This is a genomic window from Protofrankia sp. Cr1, assembly GCF_963555865.1.
In the GTDB taxonomy this organism is placed as follows: domain Bacteria; phylum Actinomycetota; class Actinomycetes; order Frankiales; family Frankiaceae; genus Protofrankia.
This window is the reverse complement of record NZ_CAUVXO010000630.1, coordinates 1-2,907: the sequence shown is the minus strand read 5'-3', so window position 1 is coordinate 2,907 and position 2,907 is coordinate 1. Positions and strand designations below refer to the sequence as shown.

Below are 2,907 nucleotides of genomic sequence, written 5' to 3'. Positions count from 1 at the left end.
CTGCCGATCAGTCCGCCACTGCGCCCGTCGGGGCGGGAATTTACACGCGTGCCCACACCGAAGCGGCGTACGACGTCCTGCTCGCGCGCGCCCGCTCTGCGCTCGAGCTCGGCGAGACAGTCGTTCTCGATGCGTCGTGGTCCAGCACCGCCGACCGGGCGCGGGCCGCCCGTCTCGCGCAGGAGACATCAGCCGACCTCGTCGAACTGCGATGTGAGGTCTCAGCCGAGGTGGCGACCACGCGGATCGCCCGCCGCAGGTGCGCCGGAGGAGACGCATCCGACGCGACAGCGGATGTGCTGGCAGCGATGACCTCCGGCGCCGACCCCTGGCCGAGCGCAACCGTGGTCCACACCGCGGTGCCGCTGACGGAGTCACTGCGGGCCGCGCGTCGCGCCGTGCTGCGATGATGTCGACGTGGATGCCGAAGCCGGGGGGCTCGACGAGCCCGGCTCGACCGCGGGTAACCCCGTGGCAACCGATCCGACCGGCGGCGGGGACGAACTGATGTTCCCGACCGTCGCCCGCCTCGATCTCGACGAACTGCTCTCCCAGCTCATCGAGCGCGCTCAGGACGTCATGGGCACCCAGGACCGGCTGCGCGGGCTGTTGCGGGCCAGTCGCGTCATCGCCGCTGACATCCACCTTCCGGACCTGCTCCGCCGGATCGTCGAGGCCGCCCGGGCGCTCCTCGACGCGGAGTACGCCGCGCTCGGGGTGGTTGCTCCCGACCTGCGGCTGGAGCAGTTCATACACGTCGGCATGACGGCCGAGGATGCCGACCACATAGGCCACCTGCCCACCGGCAAAGGAGTCCTCGGCCTGCTCGTCAGGGAACCACGCCCGCAACGGCTCGATGACATCTCCAAGCATCCACAGGCACATGGTTTTCCGCCCGGACATCCCCCGATGAAGACCTTTGTCGGGGTACCGATCCGGATTCGTTCGGAGATTTTCGGGAATCTCTACGTGGCCGGGAAACGGGACGGCCGGCAGTTCACCGCCGAGGACGAAGAGCTCGCGCTGGCCCTCGCGGCGACCGCAGGCATCGCCATCGAGAACGCCCGGCTGTTCGCCGAGTCCCAGCAACGCCAGCACTGGCTCACCGCATCGGCCGAGCTGACCCGCCATCTGCTGGCCGACGGAGACGACCCCCTGAAAATGATCGGCAGCAAGGTACAGGCGGTCGCCGAAGCGGACTTCACCGCCGTCCTGCTGGAAGGCGACACCGCCGACCATCTGAAGGTTGACGTGGCGCTGGGGCCGCACTCCGAGGGCCTCGTCGGGACGGACATCGCACTCGACCGGTCGATCGTCGGACGGGCCCTGCGGGAGCGACGTCCCCTGCGTGTCGACGACGCCACCGCCGACACGCTCGTCGGGCTGGAAATACCGCGGCTGGGACCGCTCATGGCGGTGCCGCTGGCCGCCGCCAGCAGTCATGGTGCGCTGCTGATCGGCAGGTCAACCGGCGGACATGCTTTCACAGAAAGCGAACTCGACATGGCGACGGGCTTCGCCGGCCATGTCGCGATAGCCATTGAGCTCGCCCGGGCCCGGGCCGAACGCGACCAGCTCGGTGTCCTGAAGGACCGGGACCGCATTGCCCGCGACCTGCACGACCACGTCATTCAGCGGTTGTTCGCGGTCGCGCTCGGCATGCAGGACATGGCCGAGTACGAAGAGTCCGCGGACGCGGACCGGCTGGCCGGCTATATCAACGACCTGGACGCGACCATCAAGGAGATCCGGGCCACCATCTTCGAGCTGCGACACACCAGAACGCCCGATACCCGTGTGCGGGCGCGGCTGGTCGAAGTGGTCAAGGAGTTCCATCCCGTCTTCGGTTTCAGACCTCGGGTCCACACCGAAGGCCCGGTCGACACCCTGATTGACGGAGCCGTCGCCGAGAACCTGCTCGCCGCCGTGCGGGAGGGGCTGTCGGACGCGGCCCGCCACGCGCTTCCCACCAGCATCGACATCACCGTACGCATCGTGGCTGAGACCGTCACCCTCGACATCGTCGACGACGGCGGGACACCGCTGCGCTGGACCGCGACGCTCCGGCCGTAACCAGGCTCCACGCAGAACCCGCCACGCAGAACCCGCCGCGCAGAACCCGCCGGCGGCCGTATCTTGGCCGCCGGCGGGTGAAGAAGTGGTATTCGTTCAGCGAACCAACGTTCCCACCGCCGCGGTGAGCGCGGCGAGGCCCGCCTTCGCGTCGTTGAACAGCATGCCGGTCTTCGGGTCTGTGTACAGCTCGTTGTCAACCCCGGCATATCCGTGGCCCATCGACCTCTTGATCACGATCACGCTCCTTGCCTGGTCGACGTCCAGGATCGGCATGCCGGACAGGGGGTTGCCCGGCCGCCGGGCGGCGGGGTTGGTGACGTCGTTCGCGCCGATGACGAGCGCGACGTCGGTCTGGGTGAACTCCGGGTTGACCTCGGCGAGCTCCTTCATCCGCGGGTACGGCACATGTGCCTCGGCCAGGAGCACGTTCATATGACCGGGCATCCGGCCGGCAACCGGGTGGATCGCGTAGCAGACATCGATACCGTGCTGCTCCAGCAGTGTCGCGAGTTCGACCACCTCGTACTGCGCCCGAGCGGCGGCAAGGCCGTAGCCCGGCACGATGATGACTTTGGATGCATAGGCCAGCTGGATCGCGGCGTCATCCGCGGAGACCTGGTGTAGTGGCGCGGTGGTGCCCGTCGCGGTGGCCGCACCGCTGGGATCGCCGGTGGACTCACCGGTGCCGAAGCCGCCCAGCATGATGCCTGTGATCGAGCGGTTCATGGCCTCGGCCATGAGCACGGTGAGGATGGTACCGGAGGCGCCTACGAGCGCACCGGCGATGACGAGGACATGGGTGTCGAGTACGAAGCCGGCAATGGCTACGGC

The 2,907-nt window shown here is 68.4% G+C and carries 3 protein-coding genes; 2 read left to right on the top strand and 1 reads right to left on the bottom strand.

Going from position 1 to position 2,907, the window contains the following annotated elements:
• The coding region (locus tag U9980_RS27040; protein ID WP_322770513.1) for an AAA family ATPase at nucleotides 1-410 on the top strand (410 nt) is incomplete at its 5' end.
• Between the two features lie 7 nt (nucleotides 411-417).
• Nucleotides 418-2,073: a GAF domain-containing sensor histidine kinase gene (locus U9980_RS27035; protein WP_322770512.1), complete on the top strand. Its 1,656-nt coding sequence runs from the start codon at nucleotides 418-420 to the stop codon at nucleotides 2,071-2,073.
• 96 nt (nucleotides 2,074-2,169) lie between these two features.
• On the opposite strand, the gene U9980_RS27030 is transcribed toward U9980_RS27035, so the two are convergent.
• The coding region (locus tag U9980_RS27030) for an NAD(P)(+) transhydrogenase (Re/Si-specific) subunit beta (RefSeq protein WP_322770511.1) at nucleotides 2,170-2,907 on the bottom strand (738 nt) is incomplete at its 5' end.